The sequence below is a fragment of the Nonomuraea typhae genome, from assembly GCF_009760925.1.
GTDB lineage: Bacteria > Actinomycetota > Actinomycetes > Streptosporangiales > Streptosporangiaceae > Nonomuraea > Nonomuraea typhae.
In genome coordinates this window covers 1-12,587 of sequence record NZ_VRLV01000008.1, presented here as the reverse complement: position 1 = coordinate 12,587, position 12,587 = coordinate 1, and the positions used below count along the sequence as shown (strand labels likewise).

Sequence of the window (12,587 nt, the reverse complement as noted above, 5' to 3'; positions counted from 1 at the left end):
CCTGCAAGGTCTTCTCACGTGATGTCGCGGCGCAAGGTGACCAGGCGGGCGGTGAGGACGACGGCGGTGACGTAGGCGGCGAACAGCAGGCCACCGGCCCAGGGTGGCAGCAGCGGGCCGGAGGTCACCTGCGTGCCGCTCAGGGCGCGGGCCGCGCCTGCGGGCAGCCACCGGCCGACGCCGGGGGCCAGGGACGTGACCAGGTAGTCCCCGTACAAGAACCACAGAAGGGCCACGATCAGCGCCGCCGCCTGGTTGCGGAGGAGGGCGCCGAGGGCCACGCCGAGCAGCGCGTACCCGGTCATGGCCAGTACGGCCCCGGCCAGCGCGGATGGGACGCCTCCGGTCAGTGGCGGCAGCCCGCGCACCGCCAGCAGGATCGCCCCCGCCACCAGGGTGGCCAGCGCCGACACGCAGGCGACGGCCAGCCCGACGAGGCCCCAGGCCACCAGCTTGGCGTTCACCACGCGGCTCCGGACCGGGGTGACGAGGAAGGTCCAGGTGATGGTCTGGTGCCGGTGTTCGCCGGTCATGGCCAGCACCCCGAGGATCAGCGTGAACACGTACGCCTGCTGGGCCATGGCGTAGACGTTCTCCACGCGGGCGGTCTCGGAGAGGGTGCTGAGGCGGTCGAAGACGAGGGCCTGCAGCACCGTCCACGCCACCGCCGTGACCGGCGCGACGGCGGCGAGGGCCAGGGCGGTACGGCCGGCACGGGCCTTGACCAGTTCGGCGCGGATCAGCGCGAGCATCGGGTCGCCTCCAGGTAGACGTCTTCCAGGCCGGCGGCGCCCGGGGTGAGGTCCGCCCGCCGTACCAGCCGACCGGCGGAGAGGATCAGGGCGTGGTCGGCGATGCGCTCGATCTCGGCCAGCACGTGCGTGGACACCAGCACGGCGCGGCCCTCTCGGGCGTGGGCGCGCAGGAACTCGCGCAGCCAGTGGATGCCCTGGGGATCCAGGCCGTTGGCGGGTTCGTCGAGCACGAGGGTCCCGGGGTCGCCGAGCAGCGCGCAGGCGATCGCCAGCCGCTGGCGCATGCCGAGGGAGAACCTGCCGACCCGCTGGTCGGCCGCGCCGGTCAGGTCGGCCTGTTCCAGCACCTCGGCCACGCGGGAGGGCGCCAGACGGGCGGCGGTGCGCAGCACGTCCAGGTGCGCGCGGGCGGACAGGCCGGGGTGGAAGGCGGCCGTCTCCAGGACGGCGCCTACCTGGGTGATGGGGTTGGGGAGCCGCGGGTACGGCGTGCGGCCGATGAGGGCGGTGCCCGAGGTGGGGGAGACCAGGCCGAGGATCATTCTCAGGGTCGTCGTCTTGCCTGCGCCGTTGGGACCGAGGAAGGCGGTGACCTTGCCCGGTTCGACGCTGAACGAGACGTCGTCGACCGCGCGGAGCGCGCCGAACGACTTGCTCAGGCCGGTGACGGTGATCGCTGCTGTCATGCCGCCGAGCCTGGCCGCGGCCGGGTGGGAGTTTCATGGCCGCGCGGGTGGACATGACGATCTCCACCGCTGGGTGGATGGTCCGGACCGTGGGGCGTGGTTACCGTGACCGGTGTGTCCCTCGTGCGGCATCCTGTCGTCCCCGTGATCCTTCGTGCGCTGGTGGTGGCGTACCTGCTCTACGGGTCGGTGTTCGCGGTGGCGGTCGCGTGGCCGAGGCTGGGCTGGGCCGGGGGCGCCGGGGTGTTCCTGTTGGCCGCGGTCACCTTCGCCGCGTGCGTACGCGGGGCGGTGTTCCGCGGTCCCGGCTATCTCCTGATGGTGGGCCTGGCCGGCGGCCTGGGGCTGCACGCCGTGGCGCCGTACACGGGCTTTTCGGCCCTCTTCGTGATCGCTTTCGCCGCGCCGTACCGGCTGCCGGTGAGGTGGGCGGCGGCGCTCGTGGCCGCCGACATCGCCGGGATCACTCTGGTGTCCCTCGCGGTCCGGGTGCCCGTCCCGGCGTTGATCGGCTTCACGATTGGGACCGTCTACGCCAGCATCCTGGCCTACCTGCTGCGCCAGATCACTCTGAGCAGAGAACTGGCCGGGCTGCGCGTCCGTGAGGCGGCTCAGGCCGAGCGCACCCATCTGGCCAGGGAGATTCACGACATCCTGGCTCATGCGCAGTCCGCGCAGATCGTCCATCTCGAGGGTGCGCGGCTGCTCCTGGAGCGCGGTGACGTGCAGGCCGGGCTGGATCGGGTCAATCGTGCGGTACGGCTGGCGCGCAGCGGCCTGGAGGAGACCAAGCGGGCCGTGGACGCGTTGCGGGACGAGGACATCCATCTGCCGGAGCGCTTGCGGCGACTGGCCGTGGAACACCGCTCGGCCGGAGGCGGGCCGTGCGCGGTCGTGATCGGGGGAGAGCTGGGTGATCTGCCGGCCGGTGCCCGACTGGCGGTGGTACGCACGGCGCAGGAGTCGCTGACGAACGTCCGCAAGCACGCGCCGGGCGCGGCGGTGACGGTCGTGTTGCGCTGCTCCGGCGGCTGGTGCGAGCTCGAGGTCCGCGTGGAGGCGACCCGCAGGATCCGCGCCGCCCACCCGGGCATCCAGGTGGTGGTGCTGACGACCTACTCCGACGACGAGTCCGTGTTCGCCGCCCTGGGCGCCGGGGCCTGCGGCTACCTGACCAAGGACACCGACGCCGAGACGCTGGCCAGGGCCATTGCCATCGTCTCCGGCGGGCAGGCGTACTTCGATCCCGATGTGCAGCGGCGGCTGGCCCGGGAGGTGGCCCGCCGGGGGCGCCGGTCCGGTGATCTGCCCGACGGGCTGACCCCGCGTGAGGTGGAGGTGCTGCGCCTGATCGCGGCGGGCCGGTCGAACGCGGAGATCGCCGGTGTGCTGTTCATCTCGGCGGCCACGGTCAAGACGCACATCAACAACCTGTTCGCCAAGGCCGGTCTGCGGGATCGGGCTCAGGCCGTCGCCTACGCCTACCGGCACGGGCTTGCTTGAGGAATGTTCCGGGCGTAGCGTTCGTAAAGTACAAACTTTACGAACGTGACGAGGTTGACGCTGGTGGAGCCGCGGGAAAGTGAATTCGTCGACCGGATGGGCCTGGTCATGGAGCGGCTGGGCGGGACGCGGACGATGGGCCGCCTCTACGCCTGGCTCATGATCTGCGACCCGCCCCACCAGTCGCTCACCGATCTGGCGGCCGACCTCGGCGTCAGCAAGACCGCGGTCAGCACGGTCGCCCGGCAGCTGGAGGCGGCCGGGATGATCGAGCGCGCGCCCACGCCGAACCGCGAGCACCGCTACCGCGTGGTCGGCGGCGGGTGGGCGCACGCCCTGCGGGTGCAGTTCGCCGGGTTGCGGCAGAGCCTGGACGCGCTGGACTTCGGGCTGTCCGTCATCGGCGAGGACCGTCCCGAGCAGCGGGCCCGGCTGGAGGAAACGCGGGAGTTCTTCGCCTTCACGGTGCGGGACGTGGAGGGGTTCCTCCAGCGCTGGCTCGACCATCGCGACGCGGCGCCACCACGAGAGGAGCGCGAGACATGAACGCGGGCAAGGTCGACTTCACCGCCATCCCCGACGACGGCGTCACCTGGACGCTCCTCGGCACCCTCTACCTGCGGGCCTGGGAGAGCCGCCTGTCGCGGCCGATCCTCGGCGACCGTTACGCGGCCGCGGCCGTCGAGCGCATCGACTACGACTTCGCCAAGCTGAAGCGGCGGGTCCGGCCCGAGAGCAACCAGTTCCTGGTGGGGCTGCGGGCCCGGCAGCTCGACGACTGGAGCGCCGCCTTCCTGTCCCGTCACCCCGACGCGACCGTGCTGCACCTGGGCTGCGGCCTGGACAGCCGGATGCTCCGCCTCGACCCGCAGGGCGACGTGCGCTGGTTCGACGTCGACATGCCCCATGTCATCGAGCTGCGCCGCCGCGTCTACCCGGAGCGGGGGCGGTACCGGATGATCGGCGCCTCGGTCACCGACGACGACTGGCTGACGGAGATCCCCGCCGACCGGCCCGTGCTGATCATCGCCGAGGGGCTGCTCCCGTACCTGGCTCCGGCCGAGGTGCGGCGTCTGCTGCTACGGCTGACCGGCCGGTTCCCGTCCGGTGAGCTGATCTTCGACGGCCTGGCGCCGTGGATCGGCCGGATGATCAAGGTGTTCGCGTGGTCGCCGCGCAATGGGCGGGACGTCGAGCGCATGAACCCCCGTCTCACCTGCGCGGAACAGGTGCCCATCACCACCCACCGCCACCGCATCCCGGTACGCCGCTACCGGATCGTCTACCAGCTCATGCACCTGGTGCCGGCGCTGCGGAACGCGTCCGTGGACTACCGGTTCACGTTCTAGGGGCGAGGATGGTGATGCCGAGCATGCGGGCGCCGGTCTCGGTGCGCGGGCGGTGCCGGCTGCCCGGCGCGAACACCACGTAGCTGCCCGGGCCGAGACGCTCCCCGCGGTCGATGAACTCACCCGACACCACGTAGTAGCGCTCCTCCGACTCGTGCACGTCCTCCTCCGGCCACTCGGCGCCAGGGGCGAAGTCGTACATCCACCCGCGTGCCCACGGGGTGGCCGGCAGGCGCCGCCGTACGATCCCGGGGACGACCTCCACCGGTTCGACCTCGTCAACGTTCAGGATCTGGACATCACTCGGCTCTCTCGTCATACCGGACATACTCCTGGCCTGGCAGATCGCCTGCCCAGTGTCTGAAATGACGCCTGCAGGTACTTTTCTGTCATGACGGTTCATCGGGTGGTGGCCCTGGTCCTGGCGCCGCAGTCCACGTTCGAGCTGGCGTGCGCCGCGGAGGTCTTCGGCATGAGCCGGCCGGGACTGCCCGCCCGCTACACATTCGGCGTCTGCGCCGAGCGGCCCGGCGCCGTGCCGACGCTGGCGGGCTACGACATGGCGGTGAGCCAGGGGCCGGCCGCCCTGGAGGACGCCGACACGGTGGTGGTCCCCGGCTGGCAACGTCGCGAGCTGCCGGCCGTACCCGCGGTGATCGACGCCCTTCAGCGGGCCCATCGGCGTGGCGCCCGGATCGTGGCGATCTGCTCCGGAGCCTTCCTCCTGGCGCGGGCCGGGCTGCTGGATCACCGCCGGGCGACCACCCACTGGCGGATGGCCGCCGACCTCGCCGCCTGGTTCCCCAAGGTCCGGGTCGAGCCCGACACCCTCTACGTCGATCTGGGCGACGTCGCCACCAGCGCCGGCACCGCGGCCGGCATCGACCTGTGCCTGCACCTGGTCAGGACCGACCACGGCGCCGCCTACGCCGAGCAGGTCGCCCGGCACATGGTCATGCCGCCCCACCGCGAGGGCGGGCAGCTGCAGTACGCCGCCGCGCCCGCGGCCGCACGACCGGTGCGCACGCTGGGTCCCGTCCTCGACTGGGCCCTCACCCGGCTGCACGAGCCGCTCACCGTCGACGACCTGGCCGCGCGGGCCGGGGTCTCCGCGCGCACGCTCGCCCGCCACTTCACCGGCCAGCTCGGCGTCGGGCCCGGCAGATGGCTGCTGCAGCAGCGCGTGGCCGCGGCCCGTGCCCTGCTGGAGCAGACCGACCTGCCCGTGGAGGCGATCGCGGCCAGGGTCGGCCTGTCGTCGGCCGCCAACCTCCGCCGACGTTTCCACGCCCTGGTGCGCACCACCCCGGCCGCCTATCGCCGCTCCTTCGGTCAGGTACGGCCCGGCTCACCAGCCGAGCTGGTCCCCGAGGCGGAGGCGTAGCCACAGCACCAGCCGCTCGTCCGGGTCGGCGAGATCGAAGCCGAAGATCTCCTCGGCCCGGGAAAGCCGGTATCTGATCGTGTTCGGATGCACGGACAGCCGGTGGGAGGCCGCTGCCACGTCGTTGTTGGCGTCCAGGTAGGCGAGGATGGTGGAGGCGTACGTGGTGCCGTGCTCGAGGTCGTAGGCGCGGATCGCCGGCCCGAGCCTGCGGGGCGGCACGTCGTTCGCGGCCAGGGTCTGGGCCAGCGCGGACAGCGTCGCACCGGCCCACACCTCGTCGATCGTGGCCACCTGGCACGGTTCCCGGCCGCCCGGGCGATCGGTGAGCGCGCGCAGGACGAGATCCGCGTCGGCGCGCGAGCTCGCGATCGAGCGCAGCCCCGGGACGAGCGAGCCGAGCCCGGCCTGGACGGGCACCCGCAGCGCGCCGTGAGCACGCTGGGCGATGTCGGCGACGAGCTCGCGATGCGCGTACGGCGCGGCCCCGCTGGGCAGCAGCGCGTAGACCGTTCCGTCGATCAGCGCGCAGCCGTGCCTGCCGTAATGCGCCTCGCAGTGCAGGCTCACCAGGTCGGCGAGGCGGGTGACCGCGTGCGCCGCCAGGACGTCGTCGGCCGTGCTCGAAGCGACCGCGAACGCGGCCACCGCGACCGGCGACTCCGGGTCCAGGCCGAGCTGCGGCGCCACCGCGGTGACACTGCTCGGATCGGCCAGCAGGCGCCGCAACAGGCCGGCCCGCCTGCGCCGGACGGCGTCCACCGCGGCACGGGCCGCGAGCAGGTGCAGCGAGACGGTGTCCGTAACATCGGCCAGAGCCTGCTCCGCGGCGGCGTCCAGGCCGTCGTCGACGACCCAGATCGAACCCAGTTCCTCGCTGCCCGCGCGGACCGCGACACCGAGACGGGGAAGGCCGCCGGGAACGGCGGCGAACCGGCAGACGCGCCTGTCCCGGACGAGCGCGCGGTACTGCTCGTCGTAGTCCGGGCCGTCCGGCACCTGGAGACCGAGGATGCCCTGGCGGCGGCCCTCGTCGATGGCCTGGCCCGGCAGCGTCGAGTACGCGAGGATGCGCCGGCGCGGATCCTCGATCACCGTGGCGCCGCCGACCATCCCCGCGATCGCGTTGGCCAGCGCGAAAAGGTCGCCGACGGCCGGGTCGCCCGCGGACCGCGCGGTGGAGGCCAGCGCCGAGGAGATCATGGCGTCCAGGTGGTGCCAGGCCACGGCCTCGTCGGCGGCCAGCAACACGAGCCCGGAGCGCTGCGCGGCTTCGACCAGGTCGGTAACCGGCTCGCCGAAGCTCTTCACCACCAGGCAGGCGTACCCGGCCTCGCTAGCCGCGCCGATGAGCTCCTTCGCCTGCGGGCCGGTCGTCCCCACGCCGACGGCGAGCAGGATCGCGTCCCTGACCGGCGGCAGCGGGGCACGCGGTTCGAAGATGAGCACGCCCGAAACCGGTACCGCCCTGTCCGGCGGCACCGTCAACGGCCGCAGCAGGGACGTGCCCAACGCGTCGAGGACTTGTCCGAGATCGGGTACCCCGTTAGCGAGCATCCTCACTCCTTTGGCCGGCCGTACAAAGCATGCGCGGAATCTCTGGACGGGCGCCGAATGCGGACGACCAGGACGGACGCGACGCTAACAGCATGCACGTTCCAGCAAGCGTGCCGTGGGAGGCCCTCGGGACCGCACCCCCCTCGACCGAGGTGAGTGCGACCGAGACCGCCACGCGCGCCGCGACCCGAGCAGGTGTCCGGATCCGGCTGGCCGAGGGCCCCTCCACGCTCGAGCCGATATCCCGATTCCTCGCCACGGTGTGGCAGACCCCCGACTCCCAGTCCCCGTTCACCCCCGATGTGCTGCGCGCCTTCGTGCACGCGGGAGGCGCCGTGCACTACGCGAGCGATGAGTACGGCGTGGCCGCCGCATCCGCGCTCGTCTTCTGCTCACCGGCCTCCCTCGGCGTCTACTCGATGATCGCGGCGGCCCGCGCCAGCGACCAGGGCGTCGGCTACGCGCTCAAGCACGCGCAGCGGGCCTGGGCCCTCGAACACGGCGCGACCTCCATGATCTGGACCTTCGACCCGCTGGTGAGCCGCAACGCCCACTTCAACCTGGCCAAGCTCGGCGCGCGCGCCACCGAGTACGCGGTGGACTTCTACGGCCGGGTCGACGACGGCATCAACAGGCACGACGAGACCGACCGGCTCACCGCCGTCTGGCCGCTGTCCGATCCCCGTCCCTCCCGCCTGGCCGGGCCCGACCTGGACCACGCCGTCGTCGACCCGCGGCTCGCGCCGGACGGCCTGCCGTACAGCGCTCGCGACGAGGACGGGCACTGGTGCCGGGTCCCCCTGGACATCGTCACGACGCGCCGCCTGGACCGGCCGCTCGCCGCCCGGTGGCGGGCGGCCGTGCGCGACGTCCTGCGGCCGGCGTTCGAGGCCGGCTTCACCGCGACCGGGTTCAGCAGGTCCGGCTGGTACCAGCTGACCAGGAAGGAACAGCCGTGAAGATCGAGCTCATCGAACTCGTCGAGGTCCGCCTGCCCCTCGTCCGCCCGTTCCGGACCTCGTGCGGAACCGACACCGCACGGCACACCTTCCTGCTGCGCGTGGTGACGGACGCCGCCGAGGGCTGGGCGGAGTTCGGCGGCGACCCCGGGCCGGTGTACAGCCCGGAGTTCGCCGCCGGCGCCGAACGCGTCCTGCTCGATCACCTCGTGCCGAGGGTCGTCGCGCTGCACCGGCCGAGCGCCGCCCGGATCGCCGAAGCCCTGTCCCCGATCAAGGGGCACCACATGGCCAAGGCCCTGCTCGAAACGGCGATCCTCGACGCCGAGTGCCGCGCTCACGCGATGCCGCTGGCCACCTACCTCGGCGCGGTGCGCGACCGCGTCCCCGCCGGGGTGTCCGTGGGGATCACCGACACGATCGCGGACCTGCTGAAGACGGTCTCCGGCTACCTGGAGGAGGGCTACGTCCGAATCAAGCTCAAGATCGAACCGGGCTGGGACCTCGAGCCCGTCCGCGCGGTCCGCCACGAGTTCGGCGACGAACTCGTGCTGCAGGCCGACGCGAACACCGCCTACTCGCTCGCCGACGCCGGACACCTGCGCAGGCTCGACGAGTTCGGACTCGTCCAGATCGAGCAACCGCTCGACGCGGACGACCTGCGCGGCCACGTCGAGCTCGCGAAGGTGCTGCGCACCCCGATCTGCCTCGACGAGTCGATCCGCTCCGCGCGCGACGCCGCCACCGCGATCGCGCTCGGCGCCTGCCGCATCGTCAACGTCAAGCCCAGCCGGGTCGGCGGCTACCTCGAGGCCCGGCGCATCCACGACGTCTGCGCGGCACACGGGATACCCGTCTGGTGCGGCGGCATGCTCGAGACCGGCATCGGCCGCGCGCAGAACCTGGCACTCGCCGCGCTGCCCGGCTTCGTGCTGCCGAACGACATCTCGGCCTCCAGCCGCTACTACGCCGAGGACCTCACCGAGCCGTTCGAGCTCGACAACGGCAGCCTGCCCGTCCCGGACGGGCCGGGCAGCGGCGTGACCGTGCTACCCGCGGCGCTGCGCCGCTACTCCGTCTCGACGCGGGCGCTGTACGCGCGTTAGTACTGTGAAAGGGAGACATCATGCGAGGTAGGACGAGTGCCGTCGTGGCCCTGGCGGTCACGGCCGCCCTGGTGGCGGCGCCCGCCGCGCCGGCCGCGGCGGCGCGCTGTGACACCAGGCCCATCCAGACGGCGCTCAAGGCCCTGGAGAAGATCGGCGCGGGGATCACCGTGACGGTCCGAAGCCCGCGCTGCGGTGTCTGGACCGGCGGCGTCGGCCTCGCCGACCGCAAGACGGGCCGCAAGGTCACCGGCAACGAGCACAGCCGCATCGGCAGCAACACCAAGACCTGGACGGCCACGGTCGTGCTCCAGCTCGTCGGCGAAGGCAAGATCAAGCTCGATGACACCGTCGACCAGTACCTGCCCGGCCTCATCCGCACCGAGCACTACGACGGCCGCACGATCACGATCCGGCAGCTCCTGCAGCACACCAGCGGCCTGCCCGACTACCTGAGCGCGCCCTTCTGGGAGGACGAGGAGGCGCACCGCTGGGACCACATCGAGCCCCTGCAGACGGTGCAGCAGGCGCTGCCCCTGCCGCCGCCGGAAAGGACTCCCTCGGGCTTCGCCTACTCCAACACCAACTACAACTTGGCCGGGCTCATCGTCGCGAAGGTCACCGGCCGCGGCATCGACACCGAGATCGACCAGCGGATCGTCAAGCGCCTCGGGCTGCGTGAGACCTCCTGGCCCGGCGACCGGACCACGATCCCCAAGCCGGACCTGCGCGGCTACGTGCGGGACGGCAGGGCGTGGGTGGACAAGACCGAATGGAACACCTCGGAGGCCGACGCGTCCGGCGCGCTGATCTCCACCGGCGCCGACACGACCGCGTTCTGGACGGCGCTGCTGACCGGGAAACTGCTGGCCCCGGCCCAGCTCGCCGAGATGAAGCAGACCATTCCCGATGACTACGGCCAGGACTACGGCCTGGGCGTCGAGGGCTACCGGTTCGGCTCCGGCCTCGTCGCCTGGGGACACAGCGGCAGCATGGCCAGCGGCCACAAGTTCAGGAACGCCGTCACCGAGGACGGCCGGCGGGCCGTGACCCTGCTGATCGGCGCGGACTCCTTCAACTCGGACAAGGTTCAGGCCATCATGGGCAACCTCCTCCGCGACCTGCGCTGACCGCTGCGGCGGGCGGTGACCGGCCCGTCACCACCCGCCCTTCACGACGCTCAGCTCACCGGGCCGGCCAGCCAGTCGTCGGCGATGGCGCGGCCGACGAGTTCCAGAAGCGGCCCGGCGCGCAGCATCGAACGCTTCCCGTCCGGCTCCAGGGAGCTGAGCGGGTAGACGCGGTCGAAGCCGAGCCGGTCGATCGCCGCGGGCGGCAGCAGGGAACGGCCGGCCACCGCGACGACCGGCTTCCCGGCGGCGACCGCCCTCGCGGCCACGCCGGCCGGCGCCTTGCCCCGGGCGGTCTGGTGGTCGAGCGAGCCCTCGCCGGTGACGACCAGCCGGGCCGCCGCCAGGTGCGCGGGGAAGCCGACGAGGTCGAGGATGAGGTCGATGCCGGAGCGGAGCCGGCCACGCAGAATGGTCAGGGCCGCGTACCCGACCCCGCCGGCGGCTCCGGCGCCGGGGACGCAGGCGGCGTCGATGCCGGTGGCCGCGGCCACGCTGTGCGACCACCGGGTGAGCGCGTTCTCCAGGTCGGCGACGTCGCCCTCCGTGGCGCCCTTCTGCGGCCCGTAGACGGCGGCTGCGCCGTACGAGCCGAGAAGGGGGTTGTCCACGTCGATGGCGATGTCGATCTCCACCTCGGCCAGCCGGGGGTGCAACTGGGACAGGTCCAGCCTGTCGATGCCCGCCAGCGCGGCGCCGCCTCGCCCGGTGACGCCGACCAACTGGGCGCCCAGCGACTCGGCCATGCCGGCGCCGCCGTCGGTGCAGGCGCTGCCGCCCAGGCCCAGGACGATCCGGCGGCAGCCGCCGTCCAGCGCGGCCCCGATGAGCTGGCCGGTGCCGTAGCTGGAGGCGGTCCTGGGAGCGGGCGGCCCGGGCAGGCGGCCCAGCCCGGAGACGTCGGCCAGCTCGATCACCGCCACGCCGTCGCGCTCGGCATAGGAGGTGGTGACCGGCCGGCCCGTGGGCCCTTCCGCGTGCACGGTGACCTGGCGGAACCCGGCGGCCAGCGCGGCCTCCAGGGTGCCTTCTCCGCCGTCGGCGACCGGCAGCCCGACGACCGGAACGCCGGGCATGCGGCCGGTGAGCCCGGCGGTCAGGTGCTCGGTCACCTCACGAGCCGTCAGCGAGCCCTTGAACTTGTCGGGCGCGATCAGTACGGACATCGCCGCTCACCCCCGCGAGAGGATCTCGGCGTCGGCGGTCTCCTCGAACTCGGTGATCGCGTCGAGGTCGGCCCCCATCGCGATGTTGGTGACGCGTTCGAGGATCACCTCCACGACCACGGGCACGCGGAATTCGGCCATGAGCTTCTGGGCTTCCTCGAAGGCGGCGGAGATCTTGTCCGGGTCGTGGACGCGGATGGCCTTGCAGCCCAGGCCCTCGGCGACTTTGACGTGGTCGACGCCGTAGCCGCCGAGTTCGGGGGCGTTGACGTTGTCGAAGGCGAGGCTGACCTGGTAGTCCATGTCGAAGGCGCGCTGGGCCTGGCGGATCAGGCCGAGGTAGGAGTTGTTGACCAGCACCTGGAGGTAGGGGATGTTGAAGTGCGCGCCGACGGCCAGTTCCTCGATCATGAACTGGAAGTCGTAGTCGCCCGACAACGCCACCACGGTCGACTCCGGGTCGGCCACCGCCACGCCGAGCGCCGCCGGGACGGTCCAGCCCAGCGGCCCGGCCTGGCCGCAGTTGATCCAGTGCCGCGGCTTGTAGACGTGCAGGAACTGCCCGCCGCCGATCTGCGACAACCCGATCGTCGAGACGTAGCGCACGTCCTTGCCGAAGGTGAGGTTCATCTCCTGGTAGACGCGCTGCGGCTTGATCGGGACGCTGTCGAAGTTCGTGCGCCTGTGCAGGGTTTGCTTGCGCTCCTGGCACTCCTTCACCCACACGCCCCTGTCCGGCGGCATCTCGACGAGCGCCGCCTCGACGAGCCTCTCGAGCGCTGCCTTGGCGTCGGAGACGACGCCGTAGTCGGGGGCGAAGACGCGGCCGATCTGGGTGGGTTCGATGTCGATGTGGACGAAGGTACGGCCGTGCCGGTAGACCTCCAGGCCGCCGGTGTGGCGGTTGGCCCAGCGGTTGCCGATGCCGAGGACGAAGTCGGCGGCCAGCAGGGTGGCGTTGCCGTAGCGGTGGGCGGTTTGCAGGCCGGCCA

General features: G+C 72.2%; 13 protein-coding genes. 7 read left to right on the top strand and 6 right to left on the bottom strand.

Features of this window, described 5'->3' with window-relative positions; genetic code table 11:
• Positions 1-14 precede the first annotated feature (14 nt).
• Entirely contained in the window at positions 15-752 is a 738-nt protein-coding gene (locus FVE25_RS28780) for an ABC transporter permease (RefSeq protein ID WP_157250234.1), read from the bottom strand.
• Entirely contained in the window at positions 740-1,441 is a 702-nt protein-coding gene (locus FVE25_RS28775; RefSeq protein WP_157250233.1) for an ABC transporter ATP-binding protein, read from the bottom strand. The genes FVE25_RS28780 and FVE25_RS28775 overlap by 13 nt, the downstream gene beginning before the upstream one ends.
• 144 nt (positions 1,442-1,585) lie before the next feature.
• Here FVE25_RS28775 and FVE25_RS28770 point away from each other — a divergent pair, with 144 nt between their 5' ends.
• Genes FVE25_RS28770 through FVE25_RS28760 form a run of 3 tightly spaced genes read left to right on the top strand, consistent with a single transcriptional unit; the run spans position 1,586 to position 4,293 of the window.
• Entirely contained in the window at positions 1,586-2,944 is a 1,359-nt protein-coding gene (locus FVE25_RS28770; protein WP_157250232.1) for a helix-turn-helix transcriptional regulator, read from the top strand.
• Between the two features lie 45 nt (positions 2,945-2,989).
• Complete coding sequence (locus FVE25_RS28765) at positions 2,990-3,490, top strand: GbsR/MarR family transcriptional regulator (protein WP_219825689.1); 501 nt, start codon at positions 2,990-2,992, stop codon at positions 3,488-3,490.
• Positions 3,487-4,293, top strand: coding sequence for a class I SAM-dependent methyltransferase (locus FVE25_RS28760; RefSeq protein ID WP_157250231.1), 807 nt, complete (start codon positions 3,487-3,489; stop codon positions 4,291-4,293). Before FVE25_RS28765 ends, FVE25_RS28760 begins: the two co-directional genes overlap by 4 nt.
• Here the strand turns inward: FVE25_RS28760 and FVE25_RS28755 are convergent.
• Positions 4,283-4,612, bottom strand: coding sequence for a cupin domain-containing protein (locus FVE25_RS28755; RefSeq protein WP_157250230.1), 330 nt, complete (start codon positions 4,610-4,612; stop codon positions 4,283-4,285). The genes FVE25_RS28760 and FVE25_RS28755 overlap by 11 nt on opposite strands.
• 72 nt (positions 4,613-4,684) lie before the next feature.
• On the opposite strand from FVE25_RS28755, the gene FVE25_RS28750 reads away from it, so the two are divergent.
• Positions 4,685-5,677 carry a helix-turn-helix domain-containing protein gene (locus FVE25_RS28750; RefSeq protein ID WP_157250229.1) on the top strand — a complete coding sequence of 331 codons (993 nt, stop codon included), beginning with the start codon at positions 4,685-4,687 and terminating at the stop codon, positions 5,675-5,677.
• On the opposite strand, the gene FVE25_RS28745 is transcribed toward FVE25_RS28750, so the two are convergent.
• Positions 5,642-7,234 (bottom strand): PucR family transcriptional regulator, encoded by a 1,593-nt coding sequence (locus FVE25_RS28745; protein ID WP_157250228.1) that lies wholly within the window; start codon positions 7,232-7,234, stop codon positions 5,642-5,644. The two genes, FVE25_RS28750 and FVE25_RS28745, sit on opposite strands and share 36 nt — an antisense overlap.
• A 92-nt stretch (positions 7,235-7,326) precedes the next feature.
• Between FVE25_RS28745 and FVE25_RS28740 the strand changes: the two genes are divergently transcribed.
• Genes FVE25_RS28740 through FVE25_RS28730 form a run of 3 tightly spaced genes read left to right on the top strand, consistent with a single transcriptional unit; the run spans position 7,327 to position 10,429 of the window.
• The gene (locus FVE25_RS28740) at positions 7,327-8,193 is read left to right on the top strand and encodes a GNAT family N-acetyltransferase (protein WP_157250227.1); all 867 of its coding nucleotides are present in this window, start codon (positions 7,327-7,329) and stop codon (positions 8,191-8,193) included.
• The gene (gene menC, locus FVE25_RS28735) at positions 8,190-9,299 is read left to right on the top strand and encodes an o-succinylbenzoate synthase (protein WP_157250226.1); all 1,110 of its coding nucleotides are present in this window, start codon (positions 8,190-8,192) and stop codon (positions 9,297-9,299) included. Before FVE25_RS28740 ends, menC begins: the two co-directional genes overlap by 4 nt.
• A gap of 20 nt (positions 9,300-9,319) precedes the next feature.
• A complete protein-coding gene (locus FVE25_RS28730) occupies positions 9,320-10,429 on the top strand; it encodes a serine hydrolase domain-containing protein (protein WP_219825688.1) in 1,110 nt (369 codons plus the stop codon).
• 50 nt (positions 10,430-10,479) lie between these two features.
• Here the strand turns inward: FVE25_RS28730 and FVE25_RS28725 are convergent, their stop codons facing one another.
• Complete coding sequence (locus tag FVE25_RS28725) at positions 10,480-11,595, bottom strand: glycerate kinase (RefSeq protein WP_157250225.1); 1,116 nt, start codon at positions 11,593-11,595, stop codon at positions 10,480-10,482.
• Between the two features lie 6 nt (positions 11,596-11,601).
• Positions 11,602-12,587 (bottom strand): thiamine pyrophosphate-dependent enzyme (locus FVE25_RS28720; RefSeq protein WP_246267586.1); only part of this gene is annotated, 986 nt, incomplete at its 5' end.

Bases quoted from the DNA above. Each gene is read 5' to 3' on its own strand.
- FVE25_RS28725 (WP_157250225.1), bottom strand. From the start codon at position 11,595: ATGTCCGTACTGATCGCGCCCGACAAGTTCAAGGGCTCGCTGACGGCT.
- FVE25_RS28775 (WP_157250233.1), bottom strand. From the start codon at position 1,441: ATGACAGCAGCGATCACCGTCACCGGCCTGAGCAAGTCGTTCGGCGCG.
- FVE25_RS28730 (WP_219825688.1), top strand. From the start codon at position 9,320: ATGCGAGGTAGGACGAGTGCCGTCGTGGCCCTGGCGGTCACGGCCGCC.
- FVE25_RS28750 (WP_157250229.1), top strand. From the start codon at position 4,685: ATGACGGTTCATCGGGTGGTGGCCCTGGTCCTGGCGCCGCAGTCCACG.
- FVE25_RS28780 (WP_157250234.1), bottom strand. From the start codon at position 752: ATGCTCGCGCTGATCCGCGCCGAACTGGTCAAGGCCCGTGCCGGCCGT.
- FVE25_RS28755 (WP_157250230.1), bottom strand. From the start codon at position 4,612: ATGACGAGAGAGCCGAGTGATGTCCAGATCCTGAACGTTGACGAGGTC.
- FVE25_RS28745 (WP_157250228.1), bottom strand. From the start codon at position 7,234: ATGCTCGCTAACGGGGTACCCGATCTCGGACAAGTCCTCGACGCGTTG.
- FVE25_RS28740 (WP_157250227.1), top strand. From the start codon at position 7,327: ATGCACGTTCCAGCAAGCGTGCCGTGGGAGGCCCTCGGGACCGCACCC.
- FVE25_RS28760 (WP_157250231.1), top strand. From the start codon at position 3,487: ATGAACGCGGGCAAGGTCGACTTCACCGCCATCCCCGACGACGGCGTC.